General features: G+C 56.3%; 13 protein-coding genes and 1 pseudogene. 9 read left to right on the top strand and 5 right to left on the bottom strand.

Going from position 1 to position 19,858, the window contains the following annotated elements; genetic code table 11:
- Positions 1-107: 107 nt before the first annotated feature.
- The 5 genes and pseudogenes from R70331_RS25135 (at position 108) to R70331_RS25115 (ending at position 4,916) form a co-directional block, all read left to right on the top strand.
- Positions 108-563 carry a chemotaxis protein CheX gene (locus R70331_RS25135; protein WP_039876796.1) on the top strand — a complete coding sequence of 152 codons (456 nt, stop codon included), beginning with the start codon at positions 108-110 and terminating at the stop codon, positions 561-563.
- A 28-nt stretch (positions 564-591) separates the two neighbouring features.
- The gene (locus tag R70331_RS25130; protein ID WP_042180353.1) at positions 592-1,368 is read left to right on the top strand and encodes an SDR family NAD(P)-dependent oxidoreductase; all 777 of its coding nucleotides are present in this window, start codon (positions 592-594) and stop codon (positions 1,366-1,368) included.
- Between the two features lie 96 nt (positions 1,369-1,464).
- A pseudogene (locus R70331_RS25125) lies at positions 1,465-2,954 on the top strand (DEAD/DEAH box helicase).
- Positions 2,951-3,697, top strand: coding sequence for an ABC transporter ATP-binding protein (locus R70331_RS25120; protein ID WP_042180350.1), 747 nt, complete (start codon positions 2,951-2,953; stop codon positions 3,695-3,697). Before R70331_RS25125 ends, R70331_RS25120 begins: the two are co-directional and overlap by 4 nt.
- A 1-nt stretch (position 3,698) precedes the next feature.
- Positions 3,699-4,916, top strand: coding sequence for an ABC transporter permease (locus R70331_RS25115; protein WP_042180347.1), 1,218 nt, complete (start codon positions 3,699-3,701; stop codon positions 4,914-4,916).
- A 96-nt stretch (positions 4,917-5,012) separates the two neighbouring features.
- Here the strand turns inward: R70331_RS25115 and R70331_RS32220 are convergent, their stop codons facing one another.
- From R70331_RS32220 to R70331_RS25105, 3 genes are all read right to left on the bottom strand, one after another.
- Complete coding sequence (locus tag R70331_RS32220; RefSeq protein ID WP_020429695.1) at positions 5,013-5,123, bottom strand: hypothetical protein; 111 nt, start codon at positions 5,121-5,123, stop codon at positions 5,013-5,015.
- Between the two features lie 213 nt (positions 5,124-5,336).
- Positions 5,337-6,644 carry an aminotransferase class I/II-fold pyridoxal phosphate-dependent enzyme gene (locus R70331_RS25110; protein ID WP_042180345.1) on the bottom strand — a complete coding sequence of 436 codons (1,308 nt, stop codon included), beginning with the start codon at positions 6,642-6,644 and terminating at the stop codon, positions 5,337-5,339.
- A gap of 124 nt (positions 6,645-6,768) precedes the next feature.
- Positions 6,769-7,383, bottom strand: a complete 615-nt coding sequence (locus tag R70331_RS25105) for a pyridoxamine 5'-phosphate oxidase family protein (RefSeq protein WP_042180342.1) — start codon at positions 7,381-7,383, stop codon at positions 6,769-6,771.
- A gap of 109 nt (positions 7,384-7,492) precedes the next feature.
- Here R70331_RS25105 and R70331_RS32215 point away from each other — a divergent pair, with 109 nt between their 5' ends.
- The 3 genes from R70331_RS32215 to gpmA all read left to right on the top strand — a co-directional run bounded on the left by R70331_RS32215 (position 7,493) and on the right by gpmA (position 12,463).
- Positions 7,493-9,310 carry an aminotransferase-like domain-containing protein gene (locus tag R70331_RS32215; RefSeq protein WP_042180340.1) on the top strand — a complete coding sequence of 606 codons (1,818 nt, stop codon included), beginning with the start codon at positions 7,493-7,495 and terminating at the stop codon, positions 9,308-9,310.
- A gap of 1,194 nt (positions 9,311-10,504) precedes the next feature.
- Entirely contained in the window at positions 10,505-11,290 is a 786-nt protein-coding gene (locus R70331_RS25095) for a helix-turn-helix domain-containing protein (protein WP_042180337.1), read from the top strand.
- A 423-nt stretch (positions 11,291-11,713) separates the two neighbouring features.
- Positions 11,714-12,463, top strand: coding sequence for a 2,3-diphosphoglycerate-dependent phosphoglycerate mutase (gpmA, locus tag R70331_RS25090; RefSeq protein WP_042180334.1), 750 nt, complete (start codon positions 11,714-11,716; stop codon positions 12,461-12,463).
- Between the two features lie 66 nt (positions 12,464-12,529).
- On the opposite strand, the gene asd is transcribed toward gpmA, so the two are convergent.
- The gene (asd, locus tag R70331_RS25085) at positions 12,530-13,321 is read right to left on the bottom strand and encodes an archaetidylserine decarboxylase (protein ID WP_042180332.1); all 792 of its coding nucleotides are present in this window, start codon (positions 13,319-13,321) and stop codon (positions 12,530-12,532) included.
- 89 nt (positions 13,322-13,410) lie between these two features.
- Positions 13,411-14,505 carry a YheC/YheD family endospore coat-associated protein gene (locus R70331_RS25080; protein ID WP_042180330.1) on the bottom strand — a complete coding sequence of 365 codons (1,095 nt, stop codon included), beginning with the start codon at positions 14,503-14,505 and terminating at the stop codon, positions 13,411-13,413.
- 283 nt (positions 14,506-14,788) lie between these two features.
- On the opposite strand from R70331_RS25080, the gene R70331_RS30740 reads away from it, so the two are divergent.
- On the top strand, positions 14,789-19,678 hold the full coding sequence (locus R70331_RS30740) for a WIAG-tail domain (RefSeq protein WP_052419214.1): 4,890 nt from the start codon (positions 14,789-14,791) through the stop codon (positions 19,676-19,678).
- Positions 19,679-19,858: the final 180 nt, after the last annotated feature.

Raw genomic sequence — 19,858 nt, 5'->3', positions numbered from 1 at the left:
GCATTAATTTTTGATGAATAATGCCGATATATGAAGTATAATTAAACATTATTACTTAGGACTTTTGGTATATGACTAAAGCCAGGTAGAGGGGGGACAGCACTTTCATGAAAGCAGAAGTAATTAATCCATTTCTAGAGTCTGCACGTATTGTAATTGAGCAGGTGGTTCAGGTCTCGCCATCGACCGGAAATCTGGGTATCAAGGATATTGAACTGATCGATAACCATATATGGATTCAGGTGGGGATGACAGGACAGCTCAGCGGGGATATTATATTCGGGCTTGAGGAGCATGTGGCGCTGAAGATGGTATCCGCAATGATGGGCGGCTATCCGATTGCAGAAATGGATGAAATGGGACAGAGTGCGATTTCAGAGCTGGGGAATATGATCAGCGGAAATGCCAGTACAATTCTATCCAACCAAGGAGTATCTGTGGATATTACACCTCCGAAGCTGATGAAACTGGAGAGCATGGCCGTTTTCCCGCGTAAAGCACTCAGCATTCCGCTGCTTATGGAAGGCATTGGGGAGCTTGATATTCAGGTAATGATTTCTTAGGCGTATTCTTAGGAGCTGAAGGACCTTCATGCAACTTAAAGACAAAATAGTAGTAATTACAGGAGCTTCAAGCGGGATCGGGGCTATAACGGCCCGGATGCTCAGCGAGAAGGGGGCGGTTCCCCTCCTGCTGGCCCGTTCGGAGAAGAAGCTGAAAGAGACAGCGGCCGGAATTCCGGGCGTTTTTGGACTGTATCCCTGCGATGTTACTGATGAGGCTGAGGTTGCGCGGGTGTTCAATGAGATCCTGGCGGCATACGGCAGAATTGATATTCTGCTGAATAACGCCGGCTACGGCAAATTTGCCGGATTCACCGAGATGGAAGCGCAGGAATTCGATGATATGATGGACGTTAACTACATGGGGATTGTCCGCTGTACCAAGGCTGTTGTTCCGCATATGCTGCAGAGGGGCGGCGGGCAGATTGTTAATGTAGCCTCGATGGCTGGCAAAATCGGCACAGCCCGGTCGGTTGCCTATACGGCGACCAAGCATGCCGTGCTGGGCTTCACCAACGCGCTTCGCCAGGAGCTGCGCAAGAGCGGCATCACGGTATCGGCGGTTAATCCGGGACCGATTGCCACTGATTTTTTCAAGACGGCAGATCCCTCCGGCAATTACGAGAAGAGTGTAGCCCGGATGATGATGACTCCCGAGTTTGTCTCCGCCAAGATCGTCAAGCTGATGGAAAAGCGCCAGGAAGAGATTGATCTTCCCGGAATTGCCGGCTTCGGCATCCGGCTGTACGGTTTGTTCCCCCGCCTGGCAGACAAGCTGACCTATAACGCAATGAACCGTAAATAGATCTATGTGTACAAGGAAATGGCCTTCCATTTGGTGGAGAGGCCTTTTTGGCATATAATGAAGATATTAACTTAGCGAAAAGGATGAAACATACTTATGACTAATGCTTCTTTTGCGGCCATCGGCCTCCAGGAGGACCTTGTTGCCCGATTGTCGGAATTCGGCATTTCCGCTCCATCTCCAGTCCAGGAGCAGACGATCCCGCTGCTGCTGGAGGGCAGGGACGTGCTTGCCGCTTCCCAGACCGGAACAGGCAAGACGCTGGCTTACCTGCTGCCGCTGCTTCAAACGATTAACCCGGAGCAGAGGGTGGTACAGAAGCTGGTGCTGGCTCCGACCCAGGAGCTGGCGATGCAGATTCTCCGCGAGGCGGAGCGCTACGGAGACCACCGCGGCATTAAGGTGATGGGGCTGATCGGCGGAGCCGCCATCAAACGCCAGATTGATAAGCTGCGCGAGCATCCCCAGCTGGTTGTCGGCACGCCGGGGCGTATCCGCGAGCTGATCGGCCTGCGCAAGCTGAAGATGCATGAGGTCAGCACGATTGTTATCGATGAAGCTGACCAGATGTTCCAGCTGAGCGGAGCCGGCGAGGTTGCGAAGATCGTCAGCAGCGCGCTGCGCACACGCCAGCTTGTTATGCTGTCTGCGACCATCGGTCCTGAGACCAAGGCACTGGCTTCACGTGAGATGAAGAACCCGGCCGAGGTCGGTATTGATCCGGGTGTAATGACCGCCCAGACGCTGGAGCATCACTATGTGGTGTCGGAGGAGCGGAACAAGATCGATATGCTGCGCCGCGTCATCCGTCACCATAATCCGAAGCGGGCGATTGTGTTCGTTAATGCGACGGAGGATATCGCTGAGGTGGAAGCGAAGCTGAACCACCTTGGCCTTACGGCGGCGGCACTTTACGGTGATGCCGACAAGGTAACGCGCAGCAACGTGCTGGCGAAATTCCGTGACGGCAAGTTCCGCGTGCTGGTCGCCAGCGACGTGGCGGCCCGGGGTCTGGACATTGAGGAGCTGACGCTTGTCGTCAGCTTCGATCCGGCCTTTGACGCCGAGCACTATGTGCACCGGGCCGGCCGCACCGGGCGCATGGGCAAACGCGGGCTGTCGGTGACGATTGTCACCGAGCAGCAGACGTTTATCATGCGCAAGTTCGCCCGCGAGCTGGATATTCAGCTCGAGGAACGGGCCCTGTCCGCCGGCAAGGTACTGCCGGCGGATGAAGCCCGCAGACCGGCGCCAGGCCAAGGCAGCGGGGGGCGGGCAGCCCGCGCCGGGAGAGCGCAGCGCCGCGCGGCGGCAAGCCGGTGCGGACGGCGGCGGTGCAGCCGGATGCCCCGGCTGCAAGGCCGGCAGCAGCGCGGCCGGACGGTGAGGGCTCCGGCGCGGCGGTGCGGCGCGAGCCGCAGCACGGCGCAGGCCGGGCCGCAGGCGGACGCAGCGGCGCAGGTGCAGCCCCTGCTGCGGGCGGGGGCAAAGCCCGCAGCAGCAGTGCGGAACGCGAGAAGAACCGCAAGAATAAGGGAGCGCCAAAGTGGCTCAAGAACAAAACTACGGGAGGTGACAGTCAATGAATAATGCCCCCGTACTGCAAATTACGGGATTAAGCGGTGGCTACAGCCTGAATAAGCCTGTACTGCATGATATCGGCCTGCAGGTGCAGCCCGGCGAAATGGTCGGGCTGATTGGACTTAACGGAGCAGGCAAAAGCACGACGATGAAGCATATCCTGGGGCTGATGTCGCCGCATAAAGGCGAGATCACTGTAAAGGGTAAAACCCGGAGCAGTAATCCGGAAGAGTATCACAGCGCGCTGACGTTCGTGCCGGAATCTCCACTGCTGTATGAGGAGATGACGGTCCGCGAGCATGTAGAATTTACCGCCAGGGCTTACGGCGTGGAGCGCAGCGATTATGAATCCCGCAGCATGCAGCTGGCCGCACTTTTCAATATGGAGGACAAGATGGATACGTTGTCCTCTCATTTATCCAAGGGTATGAAGCAGAAAGTAATGATCATGTGCGCCTTTGTGGCCCGTCCGGCGCTCTATGTTATTGATGAGCCGTTTCTGGGTCTTGATCCGCTCGGCATCCGCTCCCTGCTTGACTTCATGATGGAGCTGAAGAAATCGGGAGCGTCGATTCTGCTCAGCTCGCATATTCTCTCTACCATTGAGAATTACTGCGACCGCTTCATCGTGCTGCACCGCGGCAAGGTTATTGCAGAAGGCACACTGGCAGAAATGACCGAAGCCGCAGGCCTGCGCGGATTGAACCTGGAGCAGCTGTTCTACGAACTGGTGCAGGGAGGGAAATGATATGGATTTGAAAGAGCTGCGCCGGCAGCGGCGCAGCCGGTTCATGGGCAGCATGATCCCTTACGTGGGCTATGTAATCAGGAGCGGAGTAGCGATGGTGCTGCTTATGGTGCTGATTGTGTTCTCCGCCTGGTATACAGCGCTGCTTCGCGATATACCGGCAGATCTGCCGATCCGCTGGATTATGCTCGTGCTCCTGCTGCCTGCAGCAGTGCACAGCAGCTTCCGGACTTATCTGCAGAGTCCGGATACGATCTTTCTGCTGCCGCAGGGCCACCGGATGAAGGCGTATTTTGCTCCGGCCTGGGTGAGCGGGAATGTCTGGAAGCTCCTGCGGATGGCCTTTATCCTCATTACATTATGGCCGCTGTACATACGCACGGACGCTTCGCCTCAATCCTTGCTGTATACAGCCCTGCTGCTGGTTGCAGTGAAGCTGCTGTCCAGCTACGGGCTGTGGCGGGAGATCGCCATGCTGTCGCGTCCGGCTGCAGCCGGCTATCAGCTGCTGCGCTGGGCAGTGGGGGGATTAATGCTTGCGGCATGGCTGTGGCAGCCGCCGCTGCGGGCCCTGCTGTTCGCCGCCCTGCTGGCAGCCGCTTATATAGCGGCGCTGCGTGTTCCAGGCCGTCATGCCGTTCCCTGGGAGCGGCTGATCGCCACCGAGAAGAATCAGGGCACAAGAGCGCTGATGATACTCGGCTGGTTCGTAGATGTGCCGGGACGCGAGCAGCGGGCTTATGCCCGGCGTTATCTGTCCCGCTGGGGCAGCGGAATTGCCTGGCGCCGCGATAGCGCGTACCGCTTTCTGCTGACCAAAAGCTTCGCCCGCGGTGACGTCTTCGGAATTGTAATGCGGATAGCCTTACTGGGTATGCTGCTCGTCCTGTGGAACCGCAGCAGCTATGCCGGCACCGGCATCTACCTGTTCTTCCTGTTTTTGACCGGCATTCAGCTGTCGTCGCTGCGCAAGCTGCACAGTGAATCCTTCTGGCTGACAATCTATCCGCTGCCTGCAGGCAGCAGGGCGGACAGCACCACACAGTTTATTTTCCGGACCCTGCTTGTGCTGGCGCTGCTGCTGGGCTGGCCCTTCCTGCTCACGGTGGGCGAGCGGCCGCTTCCGGCCATCGGCAGCTTGCTGGCAGGTGCGCTGCTGGCTTTCTTGTTCAAACTGTACATGCAGCGTAAATCGGTAGATCCGGATGATGATCTGTAGCAGAACGTTTACAGAAGCCTTGTTAACAGAAAGAAGCCTTGACGGGAGCTTTCGCCCGCATCAAGGCTTCTTTGCTGTATATCAAAAAAAATTCAGTTAGACAAAGAGTGAACGGCTGATGATAACCAGCAGGATGAAGAGTACCAGAATTGCGCCAGTGCTAGTAAATCCAGGGTATCCGTATCCGCCTCTTACTTCTTCGCTCATGTTCATTCCCCTTTCGAATGTGTTGTTGTACTTGAGTACACCGTATTGTATGTGCGGAGGGAACAACGTGTATAGGCCAATGCCGCGAGACAGTAAAATAACCCGTAAAACGGGGGGGGGGGGAGATGGATGCATACTCAGCTACTTAGCAGAGACCCCGGAAAATCAAAACAGTCCCGGGTGTCCGGGACTGTCTGCTGGTATTATATCCTCTTATTTATCAGCCTGCTCCAGGTCGCGGATACCGGCATATACCATGTCGAACAGCTCTTCCAGCTGGTCTTCTTCAATGCAGGAGAAGGCCACGCGCAGATCGGTTTCGCCAAGGGCGATCGTACCCAGGCCGTACTGGTGGATCAGATGCAGACGCAGTGTCTCGGCCGGTACAGTCTTCAGCTTGAGGCACATGAAGTAACCGGAGTTGAACGGGTAATAGGTCCATACATCATCTCCGTATTTGCCGCTGTCCAGCAGTGCCTTCACTTTGTTGGCTCGGCCCTTCATAATCTGGAATTTCTCTTCCTTCTGCTGCGGGAACTCCGGTGCTTTCAGCGCATCCAGCACAAAGGTCTGCGAAGGATGGGCTCCGCTGGAAATCGTTGCGCGGATAATGCCGAGCGTCTTCTGCTCCAGTGCAGCCAGCAGCTCCTTGTCTTCGGAAGCATAGGTGATGAAGCCGACGCGGAAGCCCCAGACGAATTCTTCCTTGGTGGCTCCGTCCACCTTAACTGCAAGCACCCGCGGATGCAGGTTAGCCAGGCGTCCAAACAGTGATTCCTTGAGTGAATCCTCGAAAAAGAGTCCGAAATAAGCATCATCGCTGACTACAACGACATTGATTCCCTCTTCAGCAGCACGGAGGATGGCGGCAACGATCGCTTCGCCTTCTTCAAGCCCCGGTGTGTAGCCGGTAGGATTATTAGGGAAGTTCAGCAGCACGATGGCTTTGCCGCGGTCCTTCTGGGCCAGCAGTGCATCCAGCAGCCCGTCGCTGTTAAACTTCATATCTTCAGTGAAAAGCGGATAATTTACGATGCGGCTGAGCCGGCGGATGCCGAAGGTCAGCTCGTAATTCTCCCAGTTCTTATCCGGATAGATGACGGCATCGCCTTCCTCAGCGAACAGATCAGCAACAATGCTCAGCCCGTGAGTCAGAGCGTTGGTTACGACAGGATTGCCGAAGGATTTGCCTTCAAGCGACGGGTTCTCGCGCAGCATCTTCTCCCGCCATACGGTCCGCAGCTCCGGTTTGCCGGCAGGAGGTGCATAGCCGTACAGGTCTTTGGGATTGTAAGCGGACAGCTTATCCTGAATGACGGCAAGGTGCATAGGCACGCCGTGCTCAGTTGCAATACCGATGGTAGCATTATATTTCTTCGCATGAGCCGTCGCTTCTGCAGATTGGCTCAGAATGCCCTCTTTTGGAAAATAGATCGCTTTGCCGAGATTGGAGAGCATATCGTATACATGTTCATTGCCTGCCTTGATGTTGTCGTTCAATTGTCCAGCCAGTGGATTCATCCGTTTCATCCTTCCGGTATTCTTCTGGGATATATACGTTAACATTGCCTAACATTATATCACCGCGGCTTGCCGCCGTCACTGAAGAAAGCCGCGTTTTATGAATACTTTTCGAAAAATTTCTTTATGGATGAAAAGGACAAAATTTCTGCATCATCTCCAGCGTTTCGGCATCACGCGCTCCGCCGCGCTCTGTGAGGCCGCGTATAACGCCGGCACGGTTATCCTCTTTGAGATTCTGGCCGAATTTGAATTTGGCGGTCAGCTGAGCCGGAGTAATACGGACAACGGCTACGGCTTTCAGCCGCGGCCGGTAGACGGGGTCCTCAGCAGTGATCAGGGTATAGCCGCCCTCAGGCTGGAGCTTCTGCATAAAGAGTGACAGGACGGCTGCTTTTTCGGCGAGGTCCTCAACCGGCTCAGCCTTTCCGTAGGCGGTTACGCTTTTGAAATAGGCTGTTGCGGGACAGGCCAGCTCGGGATCACTGAAATAGGACGGAATGAGCGCATATTCATCAGCTACCGTGAAGCAGACCTGCTGCTGGCGGCGGATACTGTCCATTTTGCCTCCGGCATGGCTGCCGTGGAAATAGAAATGGCCATCTGAATATACGAAGTTCAGCGGTGTCACCCGGGGAAACCCCTGTTCATCCGCCGTTCCCAGAAAGCCGAAGCTCATTCCCTGGAGAAAGGATACGATTTCCTCCTCCTGTTCGATCTGGAATTCTTTTCTGCGCATGGCTTATCACCCTCCCATAATTTCATCAAGCATAGAGCAAGAATTGACAATAAAAAAGGACCGGTTTACATTAATTTTATTAGTCCACTCTTGAGGAAGAAGGATAGGGATGAACTTTACACTTCCATATGAACAGTATCTGGACATCTACCGTTACAAATATCTGGCGCTGTACCACGCGCTCCGCGCAGCAATTCTGGACGGAACACTGCCCGGAGGGACGAGGCTGCCTTCAACAAGAAAGCTGGCCGGGCTGTACCAGCTGTCCCGCGGCTCGGCATCCCAGGTGTACGATATGCTGCTGGCGGACGGTTATATTAGAACGGAGCGGGGGCGGGGGGCCTTTGTCTCGGAGGGCGGTTTTTTGGGCGATGACGATGAAGGGCATGACGCGGGAAGCGGGGCTGGGGGTACTGGGAATTCTGGGAATGCCGAGAGTGGCGGGAGTGCCGGAAGTGCCGGAAGTGCCGGAAGTGCCGGGATTTCTGCGCCTGAGGGAGACAGTTTATTTGGGAGTTGGTCCGGTGAAGCTGGCTGCTCTGTGCTGAGGAACGGCGGCAGGAGTGAGGCGGATGCTTCTGACAGGATTCGTGCGCCTGGAGGAGGCAGTACGTGTTGGGGGTTGTCTGGAGTAGCTGGCAGTTCTGTTCCGTGGAATGGTGGCGGGAGTGAGACGGAAGCTGGCAGTGCTTCCACTCTTGTCAGCGTAGAATGGACTGCGGAGGGCGTATCTGGTTACGGGAACCGGCCGGCTGCTGCTGGGCCGGTTAAGCTTAGTGCCTGGGGAGAGCGCCTTATGGAGCGTCAGCTCACTGTGTATGAGAAGACCGGGGTTGGTTCCGTCAGCTTCCGCAGCAGCGGAATGCAGGCAGGCCAGTTCCCGTATGCGGAGTGGAGGAGCGCGCTGAACTATGCCGGAGGTAAGCAGGGCGGCCTGCTGGACAGCTACTGTCCGCCTCAAGGAGACGAAGGGCTGCGGCGGTCAATCGCTGCTCATCTGCGGATTACCCGGGGTATCCGTGCCGAGGCGGGACAGATTGTGCTGTTCAGCGGCTCAATGCAGGGCATCATGATCCTGACCCAGCTTCTGCTGGAGCAGGGCAGCAGCGCGGTGGTTGAAGACCCGGGCTATCACGGTATCCGCCGTGCTGTGGAGATCAGCGGCGGCAGGCTGCTGCCGGGCAGGGTGGATGCAGAAGGGCTGGTCCCCGAGGACTGGGAGGCCCGGCTGCTGTTCGTAACGCCGAGCCGCCAGTTTCCTACCGGGGCTGTGCTTCCGCTGGAGCGGCGGCGCAGGCTGCTGGAATGGGCCCGGCGTCATGAAGCTGTCATTATCGAGGATGATTATGACAGCGAGTTCCGTTGGGGCGGCCGGCCTATTGAGCCGCTTAAGGCGCTGGACCGGGAGGAACGGGTCGTATATGTCGGCTCGTTCTCTAACAGCATGTTCTTCGGGCTGCGCGTGGGCTTCGCCGTGCTGCCTCCTTCGCTGGCTGCACCGGTGATTGCAGCCAAGGCGCTGTATGAGCCGCTGCCCGCAGGCCAGCTGGAGCAGCGGGCTTTGGCGCGGTTCATGAGTACCGGCGGTTACGGCCGGCACCTGCGGCGCATGACACGCATCTACGGTGAACGCGCGCAGCTTCTCCGGACGCTGCTCGCGGAGCGGCTCGGAGATGTTTTTGAGGTGCTGCCGGGTGACGCCGGCCTGCATCTGTATGCACGCTGGCTGCGCAGCGATGCGGAGTTCGCCGCCTTCCGGGCGGCGGCGCTCCGGCGCGGCACAGACTTCCGCGACGCAGTGCTGTACAGGATCAGGCCGGGCAGCGCAGCAGCCTGCTTCTCATTTGCCCACCTCGATGCAGCAGCGCTGGAGGAGGGAGTAAGCCGTCTGTTGCAGGCCTGGAATGATGTGCAAAACCTGTCGTGACAAGGTATTATTAAGGGTGAGAGGATCGGTGCTAACCGGAATAGATTCTCATAATCATGCTGGAACGGGACATGCTCCAAAATTAAAGGGAAAAATCCCGTTAATGGCGCCAGCAGCGTGCCGGAAGTACTCGATTAAAGGGAAAAATCCCGTTAATGGCACCAGCAGCGTGCCGGAAGTAATCGATTAAAGGGAAAAATCCCGTTAATGGCGCCAGCAGCGTGCCGGAAGTACTCGATTAAAGGGAAAAATCCCATTAATGGCGCCAGCAGCGTGCCGGAAATGCTCGATTAAAGGGAAAAATCCCATTAATGGCGCCAGCAGCGTGCCGGAAGTACTCGATTAAAGGGAAAAATCCCGTTAATGGCGCCAGCAGCGTGCCGGAAGTAATCGATTAAAGGGAAAAATCCCATTAATGGCGCCAGCAGCGTGCCGGAAGTACTCGATTAAAGGGAAAAATCCCGTTAATGGCGCCAGCAGAGTGCCGGAAGTACTCAATTAAAGGGAAAAATCCCGTTAATGGCGCCAGCAGCGTGCCGGAAGTACTCGATTAAAGGGAAAAATCCCGTTAATGGCGCCAGCAGCGTGCCGGAAGTACTCGATTAAAGGGAAAAATCCCATTAATGGCACCAGCAGAGTGCCGGAAATACTCGATTAAAGGGAAAAATCCCGTTAATGGCGCCAGCAGAGTGCCGGAAGTACTCAATTAAAGGGAAAAATCCCGTTAATGGCACCAGCAGAGTGCCGGAAGTACTCGATTAAAGGGAAAAATCCCGTTAATGGCACCAGCAGAGTGCCGGAAGTACTCAATTAAAGGGAAAAATCCCGTTAATGGCGCCAGCAGCGTGCCGGAAGTAATCGATTAAAGGGAAAAATCCCATTAATGGCGCCAGCAGCGTGCCGGAAATACTCAATTAAGGGAAATAATCCCCTTAATAGAAAAAGTATCGCGCCGAAGTGTTGGAAAAAACTCCCTTTGTGGCCTCGGCTAAGGCTGATGCCCGGCTAATGAATAGCAAAAATGCCCTTGAATCCGTCTCATGCAGGCAATTGTCCCTCCTTCGGACAGGCATTCTGTAATTTTATTAGAAAATATAACTTGGTGGGAATCAGGTATTAAGCCACCTATTTCGGCAAATAGCCACCTTACGCATTCAGAAAGTAACAAAGAACAACCTTTAGGAGGGGAATATTATGCTTCATGCATCGCCGTCCTCTTTTGTGATCCTGCCGGCCCTGGCGAAGATTGTGTGCGAACCGGGCTGGAGATGGCAGAAAAGAGAGAAGCCGCTGCAAAATTATGATTTGTTCTATGTCTGGAGCGGGGAGGGGACGGTTGTGCGCAACGGTACGCCTTTTCAGGTGGGCAAGGGAAGCTGCTTCCTGTTCCGGCCGGGCGATCATACGTATGCGACACATAATCCGCAAAAGCCGCTGGTTCTTACATATATTCATTTTGATATCACCGAACCGGTGACGGAAGTTCCCGAGCCTTACCGTGAGCTGGGTGAAACCGTGGAGTTCGAGCATCTGCTGGCCCGTTATGTACGGCTGTTCCTGGTGAAGACCTTTGCCGCAGAGGAAGAGGGTCGCCTGATTCTCAAACAGCTGATGATCCATCTGCTGCGCGAGGACCGGATGATGCCGGTGGAACGCCATGTCAGCAATCAGCTCAGTGAAATAATCCATGAGGTTGCCAATTACGTAAGCCAGCATCCTGGGGCATCACACCGGGTAGAGGATCTGGCTGCCCGGGCGGGCCTGTCCCCCCGTTACTTCTCAATCAAATTCAAGGAGATCACCGGATCGTCGGTGCAGTCCTATGTCATCAGAGCCCGGATAGAGCGGGCGCAGCATCTCCTGCTGTATGCCGGAATGAATGTGACGGAGGTGGCGGATGCGCTGGGCTACCGTGATATTTTCTTTTTCAGCCGCCAATTTAAGCAGCACACCGGCAAAAGCCCGTCCGAGATCCGCTGACCGCCTGAACCCATCCGCTTCCGGCTGCCTTGTTTCAGCTTTTACATCCGGGGGTAAATACGTTGCAACCTGGTTTAACAGATGATCTAGATGCAGCTTGGAAGGGGAGAACACAGGTATGTTTAGAGGACGCAGAATATCCAATAATGCCCTCAAGTGCGGAAGCGCCGGATTTTGCCGGAGCCGCTGGAAACGCTTGAAGCAGACGAACAGCACAGGCATTGACCAGTGGTTCTAAAGCTATCAGCCCATACGTGCACGTATAGAGCAGGACAGACAGGGAACCGGGGCCGGCAGGCTGCCGGTTTTTTAATATTGTTTGATATAAAAAAGAAGTTCACGCTATCAGCAATTGGAATGCAGATTGATAATTATGCGTAGGCTAAACAGCAAATGAGCCATCGGGTGAAGGAGCGTGTGAGTATGTATGAAATCGTATTAATCCGGCACGGAGAGAGTGAATACAACCGCCAGAATCTGTTCACGGGCTGGAGTGATCCGGATTTGACGGAAAAAGGGGTCCAGGAGGCTAAGGCCGCCGGCAAGCTGCTGAAGGAAGCAGGCTACTCCTTTGATCTTGCTTTTGCCTCGGTGCTGAAGCGTTCAATCAAGACGCTGAACTATGTGCTGGAGGAAATGGACCTGCTGTGGATTCCCGTACAGAAATCATGGAAGCTGAATGAACGGCATTACGGGGCGCTGCAGGGGCTGAGCAAAAGTGAAACGGCCGTTAAATACGGTGAGGAGCAGCTGCAGATCTGGCGGCGAAGCCTCTCGGTCCGCCCGCCGCTGCTTACACCGGATGATCCGCGCTATGCCCGAAACGACGTCCGTTACAAGGAGGTCCGTGCCGGTGATATTCCGCGCGGCGAGAGCCTGCAGGATACGGTGGGCCGTGTCGGTGATTTCTGGAACAACCGCATTGTCCCCCTGATCCGCAAGAAGGAGCGGGTACTGATCTCAGCCCATGGCAATACGCTGCGGGCGTTAATTAAATTCATGGAGGATCTGGATGAGCCGACCCTGCTGAAGCTAAATGTACCTACCGGAGTTCCGCTTGTCTACAAGCTGGATGATAATGTGAAGCCGGTGAGCCGTTTTTATCTCGGTATTCCCGAGGAGGTCCAGGAGAAGGCGCGGGAAGTGGCTAATCCAAGTAAGGTAACGGAATAATACGTATACAAAAAGGGTACTCCCAAACCTGGCAGGCAGGCGGAGTACCCTTATCTGTGTGCAGTTCTATTGCGGTCTGCCCTGTGTGCCCAGCAGCTCGCCCATCCTGACCTTGGTTCCTTCCTGAAGCCCCGGTCGCGGGGTGAAGGTACCGTTCTCAAGCAACAGCACTACGGTGGAGCCGAATTCAAAATAAGCCAGGTCATCACCAATCTGCCAATTCTCAGCCTGCTCATCCGCATATCGGATGCTGCTGACATTCATTGCCCCCACCTTTACAACGGCAGCTTCACCGTTCGTTCCGGCAATATAAGTAATGAGCCGTTCGTTGCGGCTCAGCACGCTTTTCATATGTCTCATGCCGAATTCGTTGACTGGATATGCCCGGCCGCGGATATAATCGCTCTCAACCTTGCGTCCGGTAAGCGGTGAGTGAATACGGTGGTAATCGGTCGGGCTCAGATAAAGGACGAGATAATAGCCTTTCTTATACAGCTCCTGGTGCGGTGAATGGTTGAGCAGCTCCTCCAGCAGATAATTCTGCCCTTTAACATTCATTAGTGTTCCGGAATGAATCTCGCCCATCGCGGTAATCAGGGCGTCAACGGGACTGGCTACAGCGTTAGCCCCTTCAGCGACGGGACGCATGCCCGGCTTCAGCCTGCGGCTGAAAAATTCATTCAGTGTGCGATATTCTCCGGACGGCTTCTCCGCTTCAGCGGCAGGAATATGATAGGTCCGGATAAATGTCGGGATCAAAAGACGGCTGAGTCTGCTATGGGCAAAAGCACCCATTAACCGCGAAAGCCACCGGTACGAGGACAGCTCGGTCATCAGCCGCAGCAATTGTTTAACCATGATTATCTCCTTCCGTCTTGCAGAGTAACGGTCCCGCGGCGCGGGACCGTTACTGCTCTGCATTATATTGACATAGAATAGGAGACAAATCAATAACGGATATACCTGGAGGGATCATCCAGCAGAAAACGGGCATAGCCCATCGGCTTGCGGTAGCTGTCTTTCCAGAGGTTGCCAAGACCGGCCTTCTGAAAGCCGTAGCGCTGGTCGCGGCCGTTGCATTCGATAAAATAGAGCCGCCCGTCCCGGGTAACCCCGATATCCAGACCGATATCGGCAAGGCCGGGCAGGCTTCGTTCCAGCTGGCGTGCAATCATAACACTAAGCGCCTCGACAGACATGCGGATGCTGGCAGCCGTCTCACCGCCGAATAACTGCTCCAGCACCGAAGAGCTGCTGTACGCTTCGCCGCCTCTGGCGATATTGGAGACGAAGCCGCCTGGCGCCGCCAGCTTGGCGAACATGCCGGTAATCTGCCAGTCTCCCCCCCAGCCGCGCTGAACCGTAACACGCAGGTCAAAGGGGCGGTCGTTCAGCTCAGCCAGCGGAATGCGCTCCTGCACCAGATAAGGCATAGCAGACAGGCGTGCCCGCAGCGCCCTGGGCAGAGCCTCCGGATTCACTGCTCTATGCATCCAGCGGCGCGTTCCCGAAGGGAGATAGCTCCAGATCCAGCGCCGTTCACCCCTCCGTGACAGGCGCATGACCCCCTTCCCGACACTGCCGCGGCACGGCTTCAATATAAGGTCGGGATAGCGGCGCATCATGGTCTTCAGCCCGGACAGACCAGCCGCAGAGTCGGGCAAAAACCCCCGCAAAGCCCCGTTCTGCGCAAGCAGCCTGTGAATCTGATCCTTGCCATAGCGGTTGCATGTATTAAAAACTAGGAGGCCTTGCTCCAGCAGACGGTCGGTTCCGGTACTGTTCTGGCTATAGATCGCCCGGTTATGAATAACAGACGGTGTCGGGACGGCCATCAGCTGGTATCCCTGGCTTCCCTTTACATAGGCTACACTGTAGCCGGATTCAAGGTTAATATCGGACAGCTGCAGGAAGCAGGGGACCATTCCGTATGCGGCAGCGGCCTCCTCATAGAGCTCCAGCGACTCCTGTCCCGTTTTTAACCGGGGAACGCCCCGGTGCATAGCGGCATTTAGCAGTATTCCCACGAGCTTTTGCCCCATGTTCGTTCCTCCTGTTAGCTTCTGTAGTGACGGCGGTTCCGCTTCTCTAGCATTGTATGTTTGTACGGGGCGTCCAGGATGGACGAATGCGCGGCGGCAGATGCCCTTTTTTAGTAAGAAAGGATGTATAAGCTTTCGGGGTCCCGCAAAGTACCTGAGTCCGCGTCGATGTAAAGACCCCGCTTCATTAAAGAATGGCCCGCTGCTGCAAAAGGGTGTCACCCGCCTATTCCACTGCATATGATGCCTAGAAGAAACATTCGATGGAAGGAGGAGACTGCTTGTGAAGGGCTCCAGAAAGAACCGGAATAATCAATCCAAACGGCGTCTTTATTACGTGGATAATCCCAATAAAACGGAACTGAGCATGCTGCGTAGCGGTCCAAGGGCACAGGGGGATACAGCAACAGGGGAGACGGAAAGGATAGCCGACACGCCGGATCAGTCTTTGCAGGTCAGCGGGGTAGGCACGGCGGAGCTCCCGGCTCCGGCAGAGGCTGTTACAGCTGAACCGGCTCCGGAGCCGCAGGTGCAGCAACAGCCGGCGGCAGAGGCTCCGCCCAGGAATGAAGCGGAAGTACGGGTAAGCCTCCCGGCCGCACCGCTGCTGACAGAGAAGGAACGCCTGCAGAAGGTATACACTGACGACATCTCGGAAGCTGCTGTTACCGGCCCCAAAATCGCCCCACGCACCATTGACGGGTCCAAGCTGAAGTTCGGCATTATCGGTACGCCGTGGCTGCAGGATTACGCGGTACAAAGCATCAACATTGCGGAAAAAGCCGTTACCTCATCAAAAATCGCCCATGAATCCATTTCAGGCGAGCATTTGGCGGAAGGCAGTATCAGCGGCGGCAAGCTGCTGGATCATTCTATCGGCGGTGAAAAGCTGAAGAACGGCAGCATCGGTCCCGAAAAGCTGGCTGACCGGACCATCGGCGGTGAGCAGATTGCAGACCGGTCCATTTCCGGCCGCCATCTGAGCGAGCTGCTGATCACCTCAGAGCTGCTGGAGGACGGTGCCGTAAGCGGTGAAAAAATCCTCAGCAGCAGCATTGTCAGCCGCCACCTGGCGAACGGTATCATTGACCGCTCTAAGCTGGCAGATGATGCGGTATCGGGAGATAAAATCGCCGACGGTGAAATCAGCGGCGACAAAATTGCCGAAGGCGCCATCGACAGCCGCCATCTGAAGGAAGGAACGGTGTCTGCGAAGCACCTGGCACCGGGAGCGATCGGGCGTGAACAGCTGGCCAGCCGGCTGATCGGCAAGGAACAGCTGGGTTCTGCTGTCATTGAGAGCGGGCATCTGGCCGACGGGGCAGTCGGTGCGCGGCAGCTTGCGGAGAAGTCGGTGCGCAGCCAGCATCTTAGTCCGGAGAGCATCACCGGGTCGCATATCGGCGACGGGGAGATTAGCGGGAATCATCTGGCTGACCGGAGCATCTCTTTTGTGAAGCTGGCAGAGGGAGCGGTAGGGACAGCCCAGATCGTGGAGCAGGCGGTCACCTCCTCCAAAATTGCCGACCAGAGCATTCTGGCACATAAGCTGGCAGACGAAGCAGTGGCAACCCGCCATCTGGCGAAGTCAGCCGTCCGCAGCCCTCAGATTGCCATGCAGTCCATCTCCTCCGGCCATCTGCAGCGTGAAGCGGTGGACCAGTCCCATCTGTCGGCAGAGTCGGTCGGCTCAGACCAGCTGCAGGCTGGTGCTGTGCTGGGCAGTCATCTGGCCTCCGGCTCCGTTAACGGTAAAGTGCTGGCGAATGACTCTGTCAGTACAGAGCATCTTCTTCCGCACAGCGTGACCGCAGCCAAACTGGTGGACGGTGCTGTGACAGGCGCCAAGCTGGCCCACAGTGCAGTGAATGCAAATGCGCTTGCCCGAGAAGCGGTGAGCGGTGAGCATATAGCCTTTTGTGCGGTGGAGGAAAAGCATCTGGCGGATGCCAGTGTCAGCGGCCGTGTGCTGCAGGGCGCCGCAGTAGATACGGAACACCTGGCTACCGGAGCTGTAGAACGCAGACACCTGGCTGAGAACAGTGTAAACAGCTCTGCACTCCAGGCCGGAGCGGTAACAAGCGATAAGCTGGCTTCCGGTACAGTAAAGGAAATACATCTGGCTGCCGGTGCAGTACAGCCGCATCATCTGGCTGATCATGCGGTTACTTCATTAAAACTATCACCGGAAAGCATCTCGACAGATAAGCTCAGCGATTTATCTGTTACCTCCATTAAACTTGCGGACAGCAGTGTGACTTCACCCAAGCTGGCACCTGCTGCTGTAACTGCCGAGCATCTGGCTCCGGGGGCAGTCGTTCCGGCCTCACTCAGCGATACCGCTGTACAGGGCAGACATCTGGCGCCGGGCAGCATCGGCGGAGCCCATATCCGGCCGATGTCAGTCGGCAACGGGCATATTCTCCCCGGTTCGATTTCTTCCATACAAGTGCAGGAAGGCAGCATCAACAGCTCCAAGCTGGCTGATGAGGCGGTGGTTTCCCGCCACCTGTCGCCGGATAGTGTACGGGGTAGTCATCTGGCGGATCATGCGGTAGAGAGCCGTCATATCAGCGGAGGCGAAATTACGCTTGCACATCTGGCCGAGGAGGTGCTTGATGCGCAGTGGCTGCCGGATGGCAGTATCGGCAGCGGTAAGCTGGCTGAGGGTGCCATTCAGGCTTCCCATCTGGCTTCCGGCAGTGTGGATGAAGGGCACCTGGTTCAAGAAGCGGTGGACAGCTGCCATATCAAGAGCGGCAGCATCCTGCTGAGGCACCTGTCCGGAGAAGTGTTCACCTCAGAGCTTCTGCCTGACGGAAGTGTTGAAGGCTCCAAGCTGGCTGAAGGGTCTATCGGGGCACAGCACTTGTCGGCGGATAGTGTGTACAGCAGCCATCTGGCAGATGATGCGGTACAGAGCCGCCATATCGGCGAGGGTGAGATTACACTTGACCATCTGGCTGAGGAAATCCGCAGCGCCCAGTGGCTGCCCGACGGCAGCATCAGCGCCGGTAAACTGGCAGACGGCACGATCGGTCCGCTGAAGCTGGCTCCCGGCAGTGTATATGGTGACCATCTGGTCAAGGAGGCGGTAGACAGCCGCCATATCAAGAGCGGCAGCATTACACTGAAGCATCTCGCTGATGAGGTATTCACCTCTGAGCTTCTGCCGGACGGCAGTGTCAGCGGCTCCAAGCTGGCTGAGGATTCCGTAAGCTTCCGTCATCTGTCAGCGGACAGTGTGTATGGCAGCCATCTGGTCCATGACGCAGTAACCGGCCGCCATATCGGCGATGGCGAGATTACGCTGGATCACCTGGCAGAGGAAGTCCGCAGCGTGAAGTGGCTGCCTGAAGGCAGCATCAGCGGCGGAAAGCTGGCGGAGAACGCTGTGGAGTCACACCATGTATCCTCAGGCAGCATTGACGGTACCCATCTGGCAGAGCATGCAGTGGCAGGCCGCCACATCGCTGAAGGCGAGATTACGCTGGCGCATCTGGCCGATGAGGTTCGCGGTGCGAAGCTGCTTTCTGACGGAAGTATTGGTGCAGAAAAGCTATCAGAGAACGCAGTGGAATCGCGGCACTTGTCTACCGGCAGCATTAACGGAGCCCATCTGGTGAACGATGCAGTAACGGGCCGCCACATCGCTGAAGGCGAGATCACGCTGGCGCATCTGGCCGATGAGGTTCGCGGTGCGAAGCTACTTTCTGATGGCAGCATCGGGGCCGATAAGCTGTCAGAGAACGCAGTGGAATCGCGGCACTTGTCTACCGGCAGCGTTAACGGAGCCCATCTGGTGAACGATGCAGTAACGGGCCGCCACATCGCTGAAGGCGAGATCACGCTGGCGCATCTGGCCGATGAGGCTCGCGGTGCGAAGCTGCTTGCTGACGGCAGTATCGGAGCCGATAAGCTGGCTGACGGCATCATCGGTTCCCGGAAGCTTGCCGCGGGCAGTGTGTACGGAGGCCACTTGGCTTCTGAGGCGGTGGATGGCCGCCATATCCGCAGCGGCAGCATTACGCTGAAGCATCTGGCTGAAGGGACGCTGACCTCTGATCTGCTGCCTGACGGCAGTATCAGTGCTGCGAAGCTGGCCGAGGGTTCGATCGGCTCCTTCCAGCTGGCGCCCGGCAGCATTTACGGAGGGCATCTGGCATCAGAGTCGGTAGACAGCCGCCACATCCGCAGCGGAAGCATTACGTTGAAGCATCTGGCAGAGGAAGTGGAGATTTCGGATCTGCTCCCGGACGGCAGCATTGGTGCTGTGAAGCTGGCTGAGAGCTCGATCGGTTCCAGCCAGCTGGCCCCGGACAGCGTGCATGGCGCCCATCTGGCTGCGGAGTCGGTCGATAGCCGCCATATCCGCAGCGGCAGCATCACCTCCGACCATCTGGCTGAAGGAGCATTGAATGCTGATATGCTGTCTGAAGGCAGTATTGACGCGGAAAAGCTGGCGGCTGGAGCCGTGCATTCCCGTCATGTGCAGCAGGAAAGTATATACGGTGAGCATCTGGCTGATGGTATTCTGGAAGAGCGGCATTTGCTTCCGGAAACGATTAAACTGGCGCATCTTGCAGAAGAGGTCCGCACAGCCGATCTGCTGCCTGACGGCAGTATTACCGGAATCAAGCTGGCTGCAGGCAGTATCGGGGAGGAGCAGCTGGCTGAGCATGCCGTTAACACATCCGCAATTGCTGACGAAGCTGTGGATTCTGCTAAATTGGCCGCCTTCGCTGTGCAATCCAAGCATCTTGAGGAAGAAAGTGTGCAGAGCTATCATATTGCAGCCGGCGCTGTTACCGGGGATCATCTGGCCCAAGGTGCAGTCTCGGCAGAGCATCTGTCCTTTAGTCCGGTACAAAGCTCCGGAAACAAGCAGGTTCTGCAGCAGTTTGGCATGACGGCATTTATGTTCAACGGCAATGCGGAGAGCGTGGAGGTCACTGTAACATTCGACGAAGCTTTTGGCCATACCGGTTACGTGCTGGTTGCCATGACCAACCAGCCGTACTTCCACTCTTCGCTGAAGAGCAGAGGCAGCGGAGAAGCGGTGGTTGTTATCAACCGCCTGCGGGAAACCCCGCATTTCTACGGTGTGTTGTCATGGATTGCGCTTGGTTCTCCGCTGGTGAAACCGGCGGTCGAGCACCGGGCATTTGATTAAGAGGCTGGCCGGCGGGTGTATTGCTTTGCCCAGTCACTGCAAGGCTTGAATAGGTTTAGGAAACGGCGCAGCCCTGGGGCTGCGCCGTTTCTGTTGGCAGAACGCAGCAGGATTTGGTGCAGGTTAATTTATATACGGGAGGGCCAAATCAAGGACAAATAGGCCTTTGATTTCGGCCGG

The organism is Paenibacillus sp. FSL R7-0331, from assembly GCF_000758645.1.
In the GTDB taxonomy this organism is placed as follows: Bacteria; Bacillota; Bacilli; order Paenibacillales; family Paenibacillaceae; genus Paenibacillus_AQ; species Paenibacillus_AQ camerounensis.
Note: the sequence above shows the minus strand (reverse complement) of the source record. Positions and strands in the feature narration are given on the sequence as shown.

Coding starts and splice junctions, on each gene's coding strand:
- R70331_RS25130 (WP_042180353.1), top strand. CDS start 592: ATGCAACTTAAAGACAAAATAGTAGTAATTACAGGAGCTTCAAGCGGG.
- asd (WP_042180332.1), bottom strand. CDS start 13,321: ATGGTTAAACAATTGCTGCGGCTGATGACCGAGCTGTCCTCGTACCGG.
- R70331_RS32215 (WP_042180340.1), top strand. CDS start 7,493: ATGAACTTTACACTTCCATATGAACAGTATCTGGACATCTACCGTTAC.
- R70331_RS25095 (WP_042180337.1), top strand. CDS start 10,505: ATGCTTCATGCATCGCCGTCCTCTTTTGTGATCCTGCCGGCCCTGGCG.
- R70331_RS32220 (WP_020429695.1), bottom strand. CDS start 5,123: ATGAGCGAAGAAGTAAGAGGCGGATACGGATACCCTGGATTTACTAGC.
- R70331_RS25080 (WP_042180330.1), bottom strand. CDS start 14,505: ATGGGGCAAAAGCTCGTGGGAATACTGCTAAATGCCGCTATGCACCGG.
- R70331_RS25105 (WP_042180342.1), bottom strand. CDS start 7,383: ATGCGCAGAAAAGAATTCCAGATCGAACAGGAGGAGGAAATCGTATCC.
- R70331_RS25110 (WP_042180345.1), bottom strand. CDS start 6,644: ATGAATCCACTGGCTGGACAATTGAACGACAACATCAAGGCAGGCAAT.
- gpmA (WP_042180334.1), top strand. CDS start 11,714: ATGTATGAAATCGTATTAATCCGGCACGGAGAGAGTGAATACAACCGC.
- R70331_RS25115 (WP_042180347.1), top strand. CDS start 3,699: ATGGATTTGAAAGAGCTGCGCCGGCAGCGGCGCAGCCGGTTCATGGGC.
- R70331_RS25120 (WP_042180350.1), top strand. CDS start 2,951: ATGAATAATGCCCCCGTACTGCAAATTACGGGATTAAGCGGTGGCTAC.
- R70331_RS25135 (WP_039876796.1), top strand. CDS start 108: ATGAAAGCAGAAGTAATTAATCCATTTCTAGAGTCTGCACGTATTGTA.